Origin of the sequence: Achromobacter sp. UMC71 (assembly GCF_014170305.1) — a bacterium.
Classification (GTDB): Bacteria; Pseudomonadota; Gammaproteobacteria; order Burkholderiales; family Burkholderiaceae_B; genus Achromobacter.
Genome location: NZ_LZZT01000041.1, coordinates 12,411 through 28,430, shown reverse-complemented (window position 1 = coordinate 28,430; position 16,020 = coordinate 12,411). Strand labels below are relative to the sequence as shown.

16 protein-coding genes are annotated in these 16,020 nt (G+C 67.8%); 7 read left to right on the top strand and 9 right to left on the bottom strand.

The features are described from left to right. Positions 1 to 20 precede the first annotated feature (20 nt). Positions 21 to 833, bottom strand: a complete 813-nt coding sequence (locus A9974_RS20135; protein ID WP_183005947.1) for a metallophosphoesterase — start codon at positions 831 to 833, stop codon at positions 21 to 23. A gap of 71 nt (positions 834 to 904) precedes the next feature. On the opposite strand from A9974_RS20135, the gene A9974_RS20130 reads away from it, so the two are divergent. From A9974_RS20130 to A9974_RS20120, 3 genes are all read left to right on the top strand, one after another. Next, on the top strand, positions 905 to 1,882 hold the full coding sequence (locus A9974_RS20130; RefSeq protein ID WP_183005946.1) for a helix-turn-helix domain-containing GNAT family N-acetyltransferase: 978 nt from the start codon (positions 905 to 907) through the stop codon (positions 1,880 to 1,882). Positions 1,883 to 2,037: 155 nt separating this feature from the next. After that, complete coding sequence (locus A9974_RS20125; RefSeq protein WP_183005945.1) at positions 2,038 to 2,190, top strand: hypothetical protein; 153 nt, start codon at positions 2,038 to 2,040, stop codon at positions 2,188 to 2,190. 40 nt (positions 2,191 to 2,230) lie between these two features. Next, positions 2,231 to 4,471 carry a phosphocholine-specific phospholipase C gene (locus tag A9974_RS20120; protein ID WP_183005944.1) on the top strand — a complete coding sequence of 747 codons (2,241 nt, stop codon included), beginning with the start codon at positions 2,231 to 2,233 and terminating at the stop codon, positions 4,469 to 4,471. Positions 4,472 to 4,484: 13 nt separating this feature from the next. Here the strand turns inward: A9974_RS20120 and A9974_RS20115 are convergent, their stop codons facing one another. The 3 genes from A9974_RS20115 to A9974_RS20105 form a co-directional block, all read right to left on the bottom strand. Next, positions 4,485 to 5,897: a DUF2252 domain-containing protein gene (locus A9974_RS20115; RefSeq protein ID WP_183005943.1), complete on the bottom strand. Its 1,413-nt coding sequence runs from the start codon at positions 5,895 to 5,897 to the stop codon at positions 4,485 to 4,487. A 98-nt stretch (positions 5,898 to 5,995) separates the two neighbouring features. Continuing rightward, positions 5,996 to 6,691 carry a pentapeptide repeat-containing protein gene (locus tag A9974_RS20110; RefSeq protein ID WP_183005942.1) on the bottom strand — a complete coding sequence of 232 codons (696 nt, stop codon included), beginning with the start codon at positions 6,689 to 6,691 and terminating at the stop codon, positions 5,996 to 5,998. A 28-nt stretch (positions 6,692 to 6,719) separates the two neighbouring features. Further along, positions 6,720 to 7,370 (bottom strand): response regulator, encoded by a 651-nt coding sequence (locus A9974_RS20105; RefSeq protein WP_183005941.1) that lies wholly within the window; start codon positions 7,368 to 7,370, stop codon positions 6,720 to 6,722. Between the two features lie 452 nt (positions 7,371 to 7,822). Between A9974_RS20105 and A9974_RS20100 the strand changes: the two genes are divergently transcribed. Then, entirely contained in the window at positions 7,823 to 8,578 is a 756-nt protein-coding gene (locus A9974_RS20100; RefSeq protein ID WP_183005940.1) for a hypothetical protein, read from the top strand. A gap of 46 nt (positions 8,579 to 8,624) precedes the next feature. On the opposite strand, the gene gvpU is transcribed toward A9974_RS20100, so the two are convergent. After that, the gene (gvpU, locus tag A9974_RS20095; protein WP_183005939.1) at positions 8,625 to 9,077 is read right to left on the bottom strand and encodes a gas vesicle accessory protein GvpU; all 453 of its coding nucleotides are present in this window, start codon (positions 9,075 to 9,077) and stop codon (positions 8,625 to 8,627) included. A gap of 173 nt (positions 9,078 to 9,250) precedes the next feature. On the opposite strand from gvpU, the gene A9974_RS20090 reads away from it, so the two are divergent. Then, positions 9,251 to 9,619, top strand: coding sequence for a hypothetical protein (locus A9974_RS20090; RefSeq protein ID WP_183005938.1), 369 nt, complete (start codon positions 9,251 to 9,253; stop codon positions 9,617 to 9,619). Here A9974_RS20090 and A9974_RS20085 read toward each other — a convergent pair. Next, entirely contained in the window at positions 9,612 to 10,598 is a 987-nt protein-coding gene (locus A9974_RS20085; RefSeq protein WP_183005937.1) for a YafY family protein, read from the bottom strand. The genes A9974_RS20090 and A9974_RS20085 overlap by 8 nt on opposite strands. Before the next feature lie 116 nt (positions 10,599 to 10,714). Between A9974_RS20085 and A9974_RS20080 the strand changes: the two genes are divergently transcribed. After that, positions 10,715 to 11,323, top strand: coding sequence for a glutathione S-transferase family protein (locus A9974_RS20080; protein WP_183005936.1), 609 nt, complete (start codon positions 10,715 to 10,717; stop codon positions 11,321 to 11,323). A 102-nt stretch (positions 11,324 to 11,425) separates the two neighbouring features. Here the strand turns inward: A9974_RS20080 and A9974_RS20075 are convergent, their stop codons facing one another. Both A9974_RS20075 and A9974_RS20070 read right to left on the bottom strand, forming a co-directional pair. Further along, on the bottom strand, positions 11,426 to 12,721 hold the full coding sequence (locus tag A9974_RS20075) for a ParB/Srx family N-terminal domain-containing protein (RefSeq protein ID WP_183005935.1): 1,296 nt from the start codon (positions 12,719 to 12,721) through the stop codon (positions 11,426 to 11,428). A 70-nt stretch (positions 12,722 to 12,791) separates the two neighbouring features. Next, positions 12,792 to 13,982 carry an MFS transporter gene (locus A9974_RS20070; protein WP_183005934.1) on the bottom strand — a complete coding sequence of 397 codons (1,191 nt, stop codon included), beginning with the start codon at positions 13,980 to 13,982 and terminating at the stop codon, positions 12,792 to 12,794. A gap of 91 nt (positions 13,983 to 14,073) precedes the next feature. Between A9974_RS20070 and A9974_RS20065 the strand changes: the two genes are divergently transcribed. Next, positions 14,074 to 14,862 carry a helix-turn-helix domain-containing protein gene (locus A9974_RS20065; protein WP_183005933.1) on the top strand — a complete coding sequence of 263 codons (789 nt, stop codon included), beginning with the start codon at positions 14,074 to 14,076 and terminating at the stop codon, positions 14,860 to 14,862. Here A9974_RS20065 and A9974_RS20060 read toward each other — a convergent pair. Next, a complete protein-coding gene (locus A9974_RS20060) occupies positions 14,859 to 15,965 on the bottom strand; it encodes a porin (RefSeq protein WP_183005932.1) in 1,107 nt (368 codons plus the stop codon). The two genes, A9974_RS20065 and A9974_RS20060, sit on opposite strands and share 4 nt — an antisense overlap. Positions 15,966 to 16,020: the final 55 nt, after the last annotated feature.

The window sequence follows — 16,020 nt, the reverse complement described above, 5'->3', positions numbered from 1 at the left end:
CAGGCCCGCGATTCGCGGCGTTATCGCGCCGGCACTTGCCACAGCGCGTCGGGTAGGAAGCCTTCCTGTTCGCCCTTCTTGGCGTAGCCCAGCGGATTGGCGATCACGCGGCAGCCGTCTTTCACGTAATCCAGCGCGCAGTGCAGGTGCCCGTGCATCCAGACGTCGGCCAGCGGCAGCAACGCATCGAGCGCGTTGCAGAAGCCCGCGGTGCCGGGCGTGACGCCGTAGCGCGGATCGGCGCTGGCCAGCGTGGGCGCGAAGTGGGTGATGGCCAGGGTGGGGCCGTCAAAGGGCGCGCGTAGCGCGTCCTCCAGCCACGCCTGACAGGCTAGGCCCTGCTCGCGCATCTGTTCCGCCATGAAGGGCGCGCCGCCGCGCCGCATCTGCGCCTTTTCCAGGTAGAAGTCGGCCGCGCGAAAGGCCTTGCCGCGTTTGTTCAGCGCCTGCGTCAGCGTGTCCCCGGGCGCGGCCAGGGCGTCGAAATCCGTCCACAGCGTGGTGCCCACCAGCCGCACGCCGTCGATGACCCGCGTCTCGCGTTCCAGCCACTGGATCTCCAGCGCATGGCACAGCGCCTGCAGGCGCTCGTGGGTCTGGTCGAAATCCAGGTTGTCGTATTCGTGGTTGCCCGGCACGTAGATGACCGGTGTCGGCCAGCCGTTGCGCGGGGAATAGGTGCCCAGGCCGAAGTCGTCCGTGGTCAGCTTGGAGCGCTGCTGGTACGAGCCGATGTCGCCCGCCAGCACCAGCAGGTCGGCGCCCGGAATGGGGGATGCAACGAACGTGGGGTTGTTCTCCAGGTGCAGATCGGAAAGCAATTGAATTTTCATGGGCCGGGGCTTGTTTTGGTTGCGTAGCGCAAGTATATTGGTTGCGACCCGCAACTTCAGGACGCGCCACCATGGATGTTATCGACTTTCCCGTTCGGTCCCGTGACCAGACCATCCGCGACCTGCGGGAATTCTCCCGCAAGCTGGTGCGCGAACTGGGTTTCATGCGCGCTTCCCTGGCTGGCAGCGAGCTGGCGCCGTCGGCGGTCCACGCCATCATCGAAATCGGCTTGCAGCCCGGCATCCAGGCGCGCGACTTGGCGCTGATCCTGCGGCTGGACAAGTCCAACACCAGCCGCCAGGTCGCCAAGCTGGAGGCCGCCGGCCTGGTCGCCCGCGAAACCGACAGCGGCGACGCGCGCGCCTCGCGCCTGTCGTTGACGCCAGCCGGGGTTGAGCTGCGCAAGCGCATCGACCAGTTCGCCACCGACCAGGTGTCCAAGGCGTTGCGCCAACTGGCGCCGCACGATCAGGAAGTGCTGGTCCGCTACCTGTCGTTGTACGCCGACGCGCTGGCCCGCGAAAACCCCAACACCAGCGCGGCCCAGGTCACCGACGCCATCGACGCGCAGATCTTCGAAGGCTATGCGCCAGGCTGCATCGGCGACGTCGCCAGCCTGCATGCGCGCTACTACGCGCAGGCCGCCGGCTTTGGCGTGGTGTTCGAGCGCCTGGTGGCCACGGGGCTGGCCGCGTTCGCCGAAGCCTTGCCCGCGCCGGGCAAGAACCTGTGGCGCTACACGGACGGCAGTCGCACGCTGGCCTCCATTGCCATCGACAGCGACCTGGCCGCGCGCACCGCGCACCTGCGCTGGTTCATCGTCGACGAATCGCTGCGCGGCATGGGCGTGGGCCGCGCGCTCTTGACGCGCGCGCTGCGCTTTGCCGACACGCTCGATGTTGACGAAACGTATCTGTGGACCTTCAAGGGACTGGATGCTGCGCGGCACCTGTACGAGTCCGAAGGCTTCGTCCTGACCGACGAAGCCGAGGGCTCGCAATGGGGTGGCGTGGTGGTCGAACAGCGCTTCAGCCGACGCGCGCGCTGACGCATCTGGACACACACTGAGGCCGCGCGGACCCGCCGCGGCCGGCTTGCACGCGCCACCTTTCATGGCGCTGTCACGTCGCGTTCCTAGACTCGCTGGGGTCTTGCCGGCACGTCCCGGCAAGGTCGGTCTTTCCCTTTCTGAAGAACCTCCCCATGCCCTCCAAGAGTCTTGCAAGAAGCCTTGCCGCGGTCCTGATCGCGGCCGCGGCGCTCACCGCCTGCGGCGGTGACGATTCCGATGACGCCGCGCAGCCGCCGGCGACCGAACAGCCCAAGCCCGCGCCCCAGCTGCGCTGCGCACCGTAAGCGGCGGTTGCGCCGACCTCAACGATTCCGAGTAGACCCGATGACCTCTCGCCGCAATTTTCTGCAGACCGCCACAGGCGCGGGCTTTGCCGCCGCCGCCCTGACCGCCTTTCCGCCCAGCATCCGCCGCGCCCTCGCCATCCCCGCCAACAACGCCACCGGCACCATCAAGGACGTCGAGCACGTGATCATCCTGATGCAGGAGAATCGCTCGTTCGACCACTACTTCGGCACGCTCAAGGGCGTGCGCGGGTTTGGCGACCGCATGACCATTCCGCTGGCCAATGGCCGCAAGGTCTGGCAGCAGCAGCGCAACAACGGCGCCGTGCTGACCCCGTTCCACCTGGACGGCAGCACCAATAACGCACAACGCGCCAACGGCACGCCGCACAGCTGGAACGACAGTCAGAACGCCTGGGACCACGGCCGCATGGCACGCTGGCCCACCTACAAGACCGACATCTCGATGGGCTACTTCAAGGAGCGCGAGATCCCGTTCCAGTTCGCGCTGGCCAACGCCTTCACACTGTGCGACGCCTACCACTGCGCGATGCACACCGGCACCGACGCCAATCGCTCGTTCCACCTGACCGGCACCAACGGCGCCATGCCCACCAACGCCGCCTTCGTCAACAACGAATGGGACTGGATCGACGGCCTGCCGGCGGGCGTGAACAAGGGCTACACCTGGAAGACGTACGCCGAGCGCCTGGAAGCCGCGGGCGTCAGCTGGATCTCTTACCAGAACATGCCCGACGAATGGGGCGACAACATGCTGGGCGCGTTCCGCCAGTTCCGCCAGGCCAACATCGCCTCGGGCTTTCCGGTGTCCAGCGGCGGCTCGCCGGGCGCGCCGTACGCCAACACCGGCCAGGCGCTGCCGTACAAGGCTTATGACCCGGCCTCCGACAATGCCGCCAATCCGCTCTACAAGGGCATCGCCAACACCTTGCCGGGCACCGCGCCCGAGCAGTACCTGGACGCCTTCAAGCGCGACATCCGCGACGGCAAGCTGCCGCAGGTCTGCTGGATGAACGCGCCGTCGATCTACTGTGAACACCCCGATCCGTCCAGCCCGGTGCAGGGTGCCTGGTTCCTGCAAGAGGTGCTGGACGCGCTGACCGCCGTGCCCGAGGTCTGGAGCAAGACGGTGCTGCTGATCAACTTCGACGAGAACGACGGCTACTTCGACCACGTGCCGTCGCCGTCCGCGCCGTCGCCGGCTGGCGGCGGCGCCTACGCCGGCAAGAGCACGCTGCCGGATGCCGACATGGCGTTCGAATACTTCACCCACGCCGCGCCCGCCGGCAGCACCAGCCAGCCCGCGCCGGACGGCCGGGTCTATGGCCCGGGCCCGCGCGTGCCGATGTACGTGATCTCGCCCTGGAGCCGCGGCGGCTGGGTCAATTCGCAGGTGTTCGACCACACCTCGGTGCTGCGCTTCCTGGAGGCGCGCTTCGGTGTGGCCGAGCCCAACATCAGCCCGTACCGCCGCGCCGTCTGCGGCGACCTGACCAGCGCGTTCAACTTCAAGACGCCCAACACCGAGTCGCTGCCGACCCTGTCCGGGCGCGCCACCCGCAGCGCCGCCGATCAGCTGCGCACCGCGCAGGAAGCCTTGCCGCAGATGCCGCTGCCCACCGACATGCAGCTGCCGATCCAGGCCAGCGGCACGCGGCCGTCACGCGCGCTGCCCTATGAACTGCACACCAGCGCGCGCTGTCTGGCGGCCGGCACGGTGGAACTGATGTTCGCCAACACCGGTGCGCAGGCGGCCGTGTTCCACGTGTATGACCGCTACCACCTGGACCGCCTGCCGCGTCGCTACGTTGTGGAGGCGAACAAGACGCTGTCGGACACCTGGAATGCGCTGGCCGACAACCTGGGCATGTACGACCTGTGGGTGCTGGGCCCCAACGGCTTTCACCGCCACTTCAAGGGCGACACCAACCGCATCGCCGACAGCGGCTCGCTGCCCGAAATCCGGGTTTGCTACGACATCGCCAATGGCGATGTCTATACCGAGCTGCTCAATACGGGCGGCAAGGCCTGCGTCTTCACCCTCCAGCCTGTGGCCTACCGGCAGGACGGCCCCTGGCCGTTCACGGTGGCGGGCGGGGCCAAGGCATCGATGAGCTGGTCACTGGCCGCCAGCGGGCAGTGGTATGACTTCGCCGTCACGTGTTCCAGCGACCCGGCATTCTATCGCCGCTTCGCGGGCCGCGTGGAAACCGGCGCGCACACGGTCAGCGATCCGGCCATGGGCGTGGCCGGGGCGTAGCCGGCGGGCGCCGTCAGAGGCGGAAGTCCGCCGCCATGTCCTCGTCGGTGCGCATCGGCAGTTTGCCGGCGCGACAGGCGTCCAGGAACAGGCGATAGTCTTTTTCGTTCTGCCGCGCGTAGGCCTGGGCGTAGGCGACCAGCGCCTCGGTGAACTGGGCCGAGCGGCCCATGTAGGCCGCCAGCTCCACCGAATGGCCGCTGGCCTTGGCGTGCGCCCGGGCCAGCGCGCGCGCGCACATGCGGGCGTAGCCGGTCAGGATCTTCTGGTTGAAGCTTTCGATATCGGCCGACACCTTCATGTCGCGCAACTGGCGGAAGTAATAGTGGCGGCCGCGCGGGCCGCTGGCCCAGCCCAGGAAGATGTCGCTGGCCGCCTGCAGCAGCCGTTGGCCCGCCACCACGCGCAGCCCTTCGTGCGCCGGCGCCTTGTCGCGCGCATAGCGGGCGATGACGGACTGGCGCGCCTCCTTGGCCTGCAGGAACAGCGGGTTGCCCCAGCTATCCACCATCAGCATCACCAGGCATACCGTGCCGACGCTGCCCACGCCGACCACCTTGAACACCACGTCCTGCACGGTGAAATGGTTCAGCAGCGCGCGCCGGTCGGGGGTCAGGCTGTCCAGGTAGCCGGCATAGCACTTGGCCATCTTTTTTTTCCACGCGGCGGTGTCGGGCCAGTGCTCGTCGGGGCCCAGCAGCGACGCGGGTCCGTTGGGATGGAACATCGCCGGCGGCGCGTCGCGGATGCGCCAGCGCCCGTCGTCCTGGTAGGCCATCTTGCGCAGCATGCTTTCGTTGTTGCGGCCGGCGGCCTTTTCCATGGCGCGGTTGATCAGCCGGCGGCCCTCGGTGGTTTCCGCGTCCTGCAGCATGCGTTCGAAGGTCAGGCCTTCGTACCAGACGTCCAGCGTGCTGTTCTGCGCATATTCGATCATGCGGCGCTGGTATTCCGCTGCTGCGGCCATGACGATGCCGGCGGTGTCGCCGCGGCCGTAGCCCATGTGCTGGGCCGCCACCGCCAGGCTCGCCGTCAGCCGCTTGACGTCCCATTCCCAGGGGCCGGTGGCGGTTTCGTCGAAGTCGTTCAGGTCGAACAGCAGTTGCCGCTCAGGGGTGGCGAAGCCGCCGAAATTGAGCAGGTGCGCGTCGCCGCAGAGGGGGATGGAAATGCCGGTGTGGGGCGTGCCGGCCAGGTCGTGGGCCTGCAGGATGGCCGCGCCGCGAAAGAAGGTGAAGGGCGATGCCCCCATGCGGCCGTAGCGCAGCGGGATCAGCGCCTTGACGCGTCCGGCGCTGTTGCTGCGCAATAGCTTGACCGGATCGCGGTCCACGTTGCCGACGGCCGCGTGGGAAGACCGCTTGGTGTGCTCCCGGGCTTTCTGTCCGTTGGACTTGCGGGCTTGGATGCTGTCTGTCTCGAGCATGGGGAATCTCCCTGGGCATACACGGCGATCGACGACTGCTCGGGCAAGTGTACGGGGGAGACCGCGGCTTGGCTATCGCCGCATGGCCGGCGGCCGCTTCAGATTACGGTGATGCGAAGCTCGGCCAGCAAGGTGGCCGCCTGCGCTTTGGAAATGGCCGCGCCCGCCAGCCGGGCGGCCGCGGACAGGTCGATGCCGCCCAGATCGGCCTCGCGCAAGTCCGCGCCCTCGAAACGCGCGTTCTTCAGCGTGGCGTTGCGCAGGCTGCCGCCATGGAACACCGTGTCGCGGAAATCGCAGCCCGTCAGGTCGGCGTCGGAGAAATCCAGTTGCTGCAGTTCGGTCTTGCGAAACGAGATGCCTCGCACCAGCGCGCCGATCAACAGGCATTCCTCAAGCGTCCAGCCCAGCGCCGCGATGCCGTCGAAGTCGGACCCCGTCAGCTTGCAACCGCGAAAGCGGGCGCTGGCCAAGCGCGCCCGGCGCCAGTTGGAATTGTTCAGGTCGCAATTGGCGAACACCGCGTCGCTGGCGTCGGCCGAGGCGAACACGGCGTGTCCGCCGCGGCAGCGCAGCCATTCGGTGTCGGCCAGGGTGGCGCCCTGGAACGAGGCCTCGGCGATGGCGCAGGCGGTAAAACGCGCGCCGCGCAGGTCCAGCCGGGAAAAATCCGCCTGCTCGAAATCGCAGTCCTCGAAGACCAGCGGGCGCTCCTGCGCCTGCTCGATCAATGCCTGCATCACCTTGCGGTCCAGCGTCAAGCCCGTCACGGTGCCCATGGATTGCTGCGTCATGCCCATCTTCTCTGTGGTGTTGCGGCGGCTATTGGAACATGCCGCTTTCGGCGCAGAAGGTCACCAGGTCCTGGTCGGTCTGCACGTTCAGCTTGCGCATGGCCGAAATCTTCTGGCCGCTGACGGTCTTGACGCTGCGCTTCAGGCTGTCGGCGACCTGCATCATCGATTCGCCGCGGACGAAATGCCGCAGCACCTCGAATTCCTTGGGTGACAAGCTGTTGATGCGCTCGCCCAGGAACTTGCTGCGCGCCGCCACGGTGCCGTCGCGCTGGAATCCGGGCGGATAGTATTTGCGGCCGGCCTGCAGCGTATGCAGCGCGGTCACGATTTCGCCCAGGTCGTCGTGCTTCTGCACCACGGCGTCCACGCCTGCGTCGTACAGCGCCGAGATGATCATGGGGTTGGACACCATGGTCAGCACCACGATGCGCGTGCCGGGATAGTGGCGGATCAAATACTTGACCAGGCGGATGCCGTCGCCATAGGCCTCGTCGCCGGGCATTGAATAATCGGTGATGACGACTTGCGGCAGGTCGCGGGCCAAGTGTTCGACCAGCGCGGTCGGGCTGGACAGCATGGCCACCACATCGAAACTCAGGTCCTTGCTCAGCAGGTCGTTCATGCCCATCAGCACCAGCGGATGGTCATCGGCGAGGACGATGCGTAGTCTTTGCATGCGGGGTGCAGTCAGGTTGGCCGGGGAGGCATACGGATTATTCTGCACCAGGATTGACGCTTGAGCCAGAATGTTGCGCGGATTGTGCCATCCGCCACGATCGTAGGCGCGACGCCGGCCCGGGAGAGCAAGAAGAATCTCAAAAATGGGGACATCATTATCGCAGGACGGTGGGCACCTGCCGCCGCAGCTTGCCTGCGCCAGATCAAGCCGCGCTGCAATCGGCTCGCTCCGGCGCAGTCTCCCGGCCTTGATTGAGAATTTTCTTGTTCAATCATCTTGGCCGCTTTGGCAACATCGTCTTCGCACCTGGAGCCTGCCGACGGGCCCGGGGCATTGTCTCTGGCCGCCGCGCCGCGGCCGGACTGCCGGCGCGCAAGGCGCCAAGCGAGGCTGAAGAATGTTGATCCCCCTGCGTCGTCCCCGGCCGGCCGCCGCGGCCAGGCGTTGCCATGCGTGACGATGCGCGCCACTGGCCGCCGCGCGAAGAGGCCTTGTTCCTGCGCTTTCAGCCGGTCTTCACGGCCCAGGGGCAGGTCCATGAATACGCGGTGGCCGACAGCCTCATGCCTTGGCCGGGCGAGGCCTTGCACCTGTCGCGGCAACGCGCGCGCTTGCGGGCGGCAATGGTCTTTGCCGAGAAATTCGCAGGCACGTTCGGGACACCCTTGGACCTGTCGTTTACCCATTCCCTGCATGCGCCCGAAGATGCTGACTTGGCCGAACGGCTATGCCGGGATCTGGATCTTGGCCCGCCCCAAGCCGGCGCGCGGCTGACGTACTGCGTGCCCATGTCCGAGCGCTTGCTGGCGCGCGCGCACGTCTTGCAGCGCTATCCGGATTTTCAGGTGACGCTGCGGGTGCGGCGGCTACCCGCCTTCCGGGGCGGCGAGCCCGCCGCCCACGGCGTATTGCGTGCGGTGGGGGTGACCCTGCAGATTCCGCGCGGCCTGGCCAGCGCCCGGACCTTGCAGAGCCGCTTTTTCGCCTTGATCGAATGCGCGGCGGCCGCCAACTTGCGCGTGGTGGCCGACGGCATCGACGACATCCAGGATTTCGCCTGGATGCGTTTGCATCGCGAACTTCTGTTTCGTGGTCAGGCCCTGTCCGCGCCGCTCAGCGCACAGTGCCTGGACACCTGGCTAGAGGCGGATGGCCACACATGGCGCAGCTTCAGCGCCTGTACCAAGCGCTGGACGGGCGCATGACCGGCCGCGACCGGATGGGGGGCGGCCCGGCGCCTGGCCCATCGGTTCAACCGATCTGTTCGGCCTGCAACTGGCCCAGGATGAAGCCGTCGACCGCGCTGCTGCGGCCGCGCCACAGCGTGGGCTGCCCGGCGATGGGCGTGCCGTCGGCGGTGAAGAACAGCGCGTCGGCCAGATGGATGTAGTTGGGCAGGGGTTCGGCGGGTTGCGGCAACCGGAACACGTCGCCCAGTTCGGCCAGCGAATGGCGCACCGACAGGCGGGCCGTCGCGTCCATGTCCGACAACGAGTCCGCGAAGCTCTCGGCGAAGCGGTCGAAGTATTCCGCGCCGGAGACGATCGAGCCGGACACCAGCATGCCGCCCATCTGCAGCGTGACGCCAATGCTCTGGAGCTGGCCGCCGTTGTTGACCAGATTCACCAGGAACTGCAGGAACACGTCGGCGTGCGGATTGGCGGGAACGGCGGCGGGGGTGTCGGGGGTCGGGTCGAGACTCATGGAAGAGCGCTCCGGTGGATGCGAGGGAGTCACAAGATACTCGAACGGCGGCGAATGCGCACCGGGGGCAATCGCCGGATAAAGCCCGGGATCGGGCGGCAGTCCGGCGATTCGGGCCGGGCCGGCCGGCGTTAACGTACGGACGATCGACACATTATCCGCAAAGGCCGACCATGCTCGCCGTGAATTCCTCGACCGCCGCCGACACCGCAGACGCCCGCAAGACGGGCGCCGCCCCTGCCGCGCAGAACGGTGCTTTCCGCGCCGCCTTCGTCGATGCCCGGGCGCGTGGCGCATCGGCCCTGGGCGGCGGCGTCAAAGGCGCGGCGCAGGCGGCATCGTCCGAGGCCGAGCAGGAGTTCATGGACTACGCGTCCATGTCGCTGCAGGACAAGATGTTCTACGCCGCGCTGGCTTCGCTGGGCATTTCCAAGAAGGAATACGACGCGATGTCGGCGGCCGACAAGCTGAAGGTCGCCGAGAAAGTGTCGCTGGTGATGCAGCAGCTGGCCAAGGCCGAGCAGGCCAAGCACGTCAGCTAGGGGCCGACTCGCCGGCCTCGAGCCGTTGCAGCATGCGGGCGACCCGTTCGCCCGCGCTGCGAAAACGCTGCGCCAGGGAGGCCGGCGCCAGCACATCGAATTCCACTTCCAGCGCCATCAGCCAATACGTCAACGCTTCCAGCGACTGCCCGGTGCAGCGCAGCAGGCAGCGGCCGTCGTCCAGCGCCTCGACCTGGCCGGCCGACACCGGAATGCGCGCGGCCATCACCGCATGCGGCGCGTGCAGCACGATACGGGCCTCTTCGGCATTGGGCGCCTGGCCCACCGCGCGCGCCACATAGGCGCGCAGATCGCCGCCTTCAGGCGGCGGACGCGGCGCGAAGTGCGCGCCCAGCGCCACGGCCCCGGTGATGCGGTCCAGCCGGAACGTGCGCCAGTCATCGCGCGCCGGATCCCACGCCACCAGATACCAGCGGTGTCCCGTGTGCGCCAGCCCTTGCGGCTCCACCTGGCGCGTGCTGGCCTGGCCTCGGCTGTCGGCGTAATCGAAATTGACGCGTAGCTGGTCGCGGCAGGCAGCGGCCAACGCGGCCAACAGGCCCGCGTCGATCACCGGACCGCCGCGGGGCAGCGGCACGATGGCCGAGCGCAGCGCGTCCAGCTTGTGGCGCAGACGCGCGGGCATCACCTGTTCCAGCTTGACCAGCGCGCGCAGCGCCGCTTCTTCCACGCCGCCGACCGAGCCCGTTGCCGCAGTGCGCAGGGTGATGGCCACCGTCAGCGCCTCGTCGTCGTCCAGCAGCAGGGGCGGCAGGGCGTTGCCCGCGCGAAAGGCGTAGCCGCCCGCGACGCCGCTGCTGGCCTGGATGGGATAGCCTAGTTCGCGCAATCGGTCGATGTCGCGCCGCAGCGTGCGCGGGTGCACGGCCAGCGTCTGCGCCAGTTCGGCGCCGGCCCAGTGGCGGCGGGTCTGCAGCAAGGAAAGCAGGCGCAGGAGGCGGTTGCTGGAACTAAGCATGAGATTGACGATAGCCCGTATCGAGGGCGGAAACTGTCCGCAATGGATTCTACAGTTCGTCCGTCGTCAGCGGCCATGGGGCCGCGGCACTTCCCCCTGAAATCCGGAGCCTTTCCATGTCTATCGTTTTTTATTGGTACCCCCAGTCCAGCGCCTCCCCCATCGCCTGCGCCCTGGCCGAACTGCAGGTTCCGCACGAGCGCGTCAAGGTGGACATCCGGGCTGGCGAGCAGCGCCGCCCCGAATTCCTGGCCCTCAATCCGAATGGCAAGGTGCCGACGCTGACGATCGATGGCGCGCCGCTGTTCGAGGCGCTGGCCATCCACCTGTGGCTGGGCGAAAACTGGGGCGTCAAGCAAGGGCTGTGGCCGGCCGCGGGTACGCCCGAACGGCTGGCCGCCATGTCGTGGTGCGCGTGGGCCTACGTGACGTATGGCGCGGTGCTGTCGCGCCTGTTCCTCGCGACCCACGGCGATGAATCCGTACGAGACGCCCGCCAGGCAACGCGCGCCACCGCCGATTTGGACGCGCTGCTGGGGCTGCTGGACGCGCATCTGACGCGCCAGCCCTGGATGCTGGGCGATAGCTACTCGCTGGCCGACCTGGTGGTGGGGTCGGTCGTCGGCTACAGCGTCTTGCTGGGGGCGCCGGTGGCCGCGCATCCGAAGGTGCAGGCCTGGCTGGGCAAGGTCAAGAGCCGCCCGGCGATGCAGGGCGAGGTCTGAAGGTCGTTTGTCACGCAAGGCGGCCACTGAACGTGACCACGCCGCGCGGTTGGACGGCGCGGCGTGAGTCGGTGCCGCGTGGCGCGGCCACCGGCGCTGCGCTTACCAGCCCCAGCAGGTGCCGGCGGCAGGCTTGCCGCAGGCACGGTAGTTCACGGAATACCAGAGCTTGCCGGCGGTGCGCGGGTCGCCATTGGTCTTGACGTCGTTGCGGGGCAGTTCTTCCAGCGTATCGCGGGCCGTCTTGGTCGGTGTGCCGCTGGCTGCGCCCGGCACCAGCACGATACGGCCCAGGCTGGCGGCGGTGCGGTCCTGGAACACGATGTCGGTGTCGGCCAGCGCGGTCATCTTCAGCGCGGCATTGCGCACGGCGGCGGCGTAGCCGTCGTTGGCACCGGTGGACGCCAACGCGGCGCTCAGCGTGCTGACCGTCAAGATCTGCGCGGGGGTGGATGGCGCCACCATCGCGTACGTGTCCAGGCCGGCCAGTTGGCCGCCCGCGACCTGGCGGCGCAGCCAGTCACCCCACAGGAATTCGGCGAATTCCGGCAGATTGCCGTTGCTGTAGGCGATGTCGCGGGTGAAGTACACCAGCGAGCGGTAGCGGTCTTCCTGCATGCCGCCGGCTTCCTGCGCGTTGGCGATGCCCAGGCGCGAGGGCAGTTGGTCCACCGTGATCGGCTGGTTCTGGCCATCGCGCAACCAGGCCTTGCGTTCGTCGACCATGCGTTGCCAGAACGCCGAGGCCGTGCCGATGGCGCTGTAGTTGGCGTCCACCTTGACCCACACCGGCAGTTTGGGCCCGCCATCGGAGATCTCGCGCAGCGACGAGAACGTGTGGTGTCCGTCCGTCAGGTACAGGTTGCCGTCCCAGCCGATTACTACCGTCTTCAGATTGGTCGGGTCGCTGCCGGGGGCGGCGGTGCAGTTGAAGGTGTCGGGCTTGTCCAGGCGGGCTGCCTGGGCCTGGGCGACCGTGGTGAACGCCTGGGCCGTGGTGCCGCCCATGTCCTCGCAGTAGTCGCTGAACTTCTTGCCGACCGTGCGGTTCACGTAGTCCAGTTGGTTGACGGCATTGGCGGCCCAGGTGGGCCGGTTGAAGTCGCCCTGCCAGCGGCCGAGCTTGTAGTAGATCTGGTCGTAGCCGATGGCGGCCTGGGTGGGGCGCAGTTCCTCGATGCGCACCTTGATCACGTCGCCCGGCTTGGTGGCCAGGTAGGCCGGGTTGCGGGTGTCGACGGGCGGCGCGGGATTCTGCGCGACCGGGGGGGTGTCGTCATCGCTACCGTTGCAGGCTGCCAGCAGCAACGGCAGCGAGGCGAGCGCCAGCACGCGCAGCGCGGGGCGCCAGCGGGCGGCAAAGGGCAGAGGAGCGGCGAGGGAAGGCGTGCGGGACATGGGCGGCAGGGGGATTGATCAGAGGAGTATCCAATGATGACGGAACCGTGTTGCGTGATCATTGCACTTGTCATATTCGTGGCGCCATCGCCGCGCGCCTTGCGTGCCCCCGCAGCAACAGCAGCGCCACGGCCATCCAGGCGGCCGAGAGCGGTCGCGGCGAATCGAACGGCAGCCACGCCGTAGCGGCCAGCCCCAGGCCCAGCAGACTGTAATACGCCAGGCCGAACAATGCACCGGCCCGTCCCAGGCAATGGCCGTAATTGCGCAGCGCGGGCCCCAGCAGATTGGGAATTGCCAAGCCGTAGCCCACGAACACCGGCAGCGCCAGGGCGGCCCACAGCCATCCGGGCGCCGGGTGCCAGAACACGGCGGCGGCTTGCGCGACCACGCCCGCGGCGGTGCAGCGCAGGCCGTGGCGCAGGCGGCCATCGGCGTCCAGTGTGGCGGGCAAATAGCGGTTTAGCGCGGCGCCCAGGCTGCCGGCCAAGGCCACGCCCAGCCCGATCCAGCCAAAACCCAGTCCGGGCAAGGGGCCCGTCATGAAGGGGCCGGCGGCATAGAAGGAAAACACCAGCAGGTTCAGGCCCGCCACGCACAGCACGGTGCGGCGCAAGCCTGCGTCGGCCAGCATCCGTCGTCCCAAGGCGGGCAGGGACACGGCGGGCGTGTGCGCGGGACGGGTTTCCCGGCCGTGGCGCGCGGTGAAAAACAACAGGCCGGCGATCATCAGGGCGATCACTGCCAGCACGCCGGCATAGCCGTAGCGGTCCGCCACCCATTGCCCCGTCAACGGCCCGGCGGCGGGCGACCAGGCCAGCACCGCGCCCAAGGTCACGAAATAGCGCGTCAGCGGTCCGCCGCCCAGGCAGTCCCGCAGCATGGTCTGCACGACGACCGAGCAGGCGGCCAGGCCGAGCGCCTGGATGAAGCGCCCCGCCAGCAGCCACGCATAGTCGGGCGCGAGGCTGGCGCAGAGCGTGCCGGCCAGTCCCGTGGCCAGCGCGGCCAGCAGCGCGGGGCGGCGGCCCCAGGCGTCGGCCAGCAGTCCCCATAGCAACACGCCACCGGCAAAGCCGACGAAGAAAATGCCCATGACCGGTTGCGTGGCGGCCGCATCCAGGCGCCAGTGACGCGCCAGGTCCGGCAGTGCGGGGGCCATGATGGTTTCGGCGATCTGCGGCAGGGCCAGCAGGGCGATGACGAGCCAACGCGGCGGCAGCGCAGCGTGGCCGTGCAAAGGGGGGGCGGTGTGGGACATGGCGATGACGGTGCGGCAAAAGGACGCTAGCGTATCGGCGCCCGGTTGAGCAAAATCACGGCATCCAGCCATAAAACATCGCCAATCGGACATGCCCGTCTATTCCCCCGCTTTCGTCGAAGATCCGGACCGCGTCGCATGCCCCGTGGTGGGACAGGCCATCGATACCCGGGCCCACGCCTCGGATTGGCACGCGCATCAGCGCGCGCAATTGCTGTATCAGGCGCAAGGCGGGGTGACCTTGTACCTGGCGGACCGCGTGGGGCAACTGGCGCCGCTGCAGGCGGCCTGGCTGCCGGCGGGCTGCTTGCACCGCACCGTCATGCAAGGCGCGTTCGCCTATCGCAGCCTGTATTTCGATGTGGATGTCTTTCCGGATCTGCCGCGGACCCCGTGCATTCTGGACGTCAACCCCTTGCTGCGCGAGATGATCGTGCGCGTCACGCAGTGGCCGTCCGACCAGCCGCTGGACGCGGTCCGGCATCGCCTGGTCGGCACCTTGCTGGATGAGTTGGCGGCGGCGCCGACGGCGCCTCTGCACTTGCCGATGCCGCGCGACAGGCGGCTGGCACCCATCGCCGATGCGTTGCTGGCCGATCCGGCTTGCACGTTGTCTATCGAGGAATGGGGGCGGCGCGTGGGGGCGAGCGGCCGCACGCTGGCGCGGGCCTTTCTGGCCGAGACGGGCTTGCCGTTCACCCGTTGGCGCACCCAATGCCGGCTGCTGATCGCGCGGGCCCGGCTGGCCGAGGGGGCCTCCGTGACCGAGGTGGCGCATTCGGTGGGCTACGCCAGCGACAGCGCCTTTATTGCAATGTACCGGCGCGCCTACGGCGAGCCTCCGGGAAGAAGGCTGCGCAGGCGCGCCGGCCTGCCTTAGAACACGTGACGGATGCCGACGCCGGCCGCGGTGCTCTTCAGGCCGGAAATGAACGCGTAGTCCTTGCCGTACGAACCGTAGGCGTACAGGTTGGTGCGCTTGGACAGATCGTAGGTGTAGCCCACGCTCCAGACGTTCATGTTGGCGTCGCCGCCGGTCAGGCGGTCGTTGGACGGCGACACGTGCTGCCACGAGGTGAACACGCTGCTCGCGCCGCCCACCGGGAAGGTGGCGCCCAGCATGTAGGCATTGGCCTTGAAGCCGTCGACGTAGCGGTTGGTGCCGAATTCATCGCTGAACGGCGTGCCACCGGGCAGGTCCTGGCCGACGAACCAGCCGTCGGTGGTGCGGCCATAGGCGGCGGCCAGCTTCACGACTTCCAGGTCGTACGACACGCCGACGGCGTATTGGCGCGGGGTGGCATCGTGATCGATGGTGGCGCGGTTCGAGCCGTTGAGCTGGTCGTAGGTCAGCGTGAAGTTCAGGGGGCCTTGCACGTAGCGCGCGCCGAGGGTGATGCCGCGCGAGTTGTCGGCGGTGCGGAAACCGGTTTCGTTGGCGTTGGTGTCATCCGCATTGAACGAGTAGCCGGCGGCGAATTCGAAGCCGCTCATCGAAGGGCTGCGGTACATGATCATGTTGTCCCAGCGCATGGTGTTGGCCGCGCTGAAACCCAGGCCCAGGTTCGATTGGGTGTAGCTGGTGTAGAAGGGGTCGATGTCGGCCAGGTAGTTCGAGCCGACGGTGGCCTGGCGGCCGAATTCCACGGTGCCCCAGGCGTCGCTGGCCAGGCCGATGGTGGCTTGGCGGCCGAACAGGCGGCCATTCTGGCTGCGCGAACCATTGCCCGAGTCAAAGCCGCTTTCCAGCTTGAACACGGCGCGCAGGCCATCGCCCAGGTCTTCGGATCCGCGCAGGCCCCAGCGGGAGCCGGCCTGGATGCCGTTGATCATGCCGAGCTTGCTGCCGTCGTAGCCATCGCCCTTGATCTTGTTGTAGCCGAGGCCGGTGTCGATGACACCATAGAGAGTGACTGACGTTTCTGCCTGAGCGATGCCTGCAAATGAGGTCAACATTGCAGCTGCGAGCAGCGTCTTTTTCATCCGGAAAACTCCTAGAGTGGGGGTGGAAAAAACAAAGGGAACAGCACGTTAGGCG